Here is a 552-nt window from a genome sequence, read left to right on the forward strand (position 1 = left end):
ACTCGGTAGTCACTTGTTCGCCATAAATCCCATTAATAGGACCTTCAAAATAATCCTTCCCAAATACATAGTACATCTCCTGTGTTGCTGGAACTGTAAATGAATACCCTGTCTTCCAGTCACCTCCTATTTGATTACCACCTATCGCTTTTATGATATTACCTGGATTTAACCTGTCATGAACTGTCCTAACATATGGTCGTGTGGTAGTTGATTGAAGCTCTTCATTTGAATTATCATCACTGTAATACCTGCGTAAGCTTGAAAAATCATTGTTTACAACATCTATCTCTGATAAACCATCATAATTAGTAATATCACTAACATAATTTGAAAACGTACCACTTAAAAACCCTCCCACAAAACCACCACATGATGGTGCTGAAAGTGTCTGTAAGGCTCGACGCCCTTGCTTGTCATATAAAGTCTGTGTTCCCCAAACCTTATTCTCTTCTCTATCCCAAGAATAGTTAAACGTTGGCTTGCCCAAATCGTTATAATAACTCCCTGACTTACCTATCAATGCTCCTGTAATATCAAATGCTTCTGTAT

At 37.9% G+C, this 552-nt stretch carries 1 protein-coding gene; it reads right to left on the reverse strand.

Annotation, left to right across the window (positions count from 1 at the left end; translation table 11 throughout):
• The coding region (locus KWG70_RS17665; protein ID WP_230937366.1) for a hypothetical protein at window positions 1–552 on the reverse strand (552 nt) is incomplete at both ends.

Origin of the sequence: Psychroserpens luteolus (assembly GCF_021032705.1) — a bacterium.
GTDB classification, from domain to species: domain Bacteria; phylum Bacteroidota; class Bacteroidia; order Flavobacteriales; family Flavobacteriaceae; genus Psychroserpens; species Psychroserpens luteolus.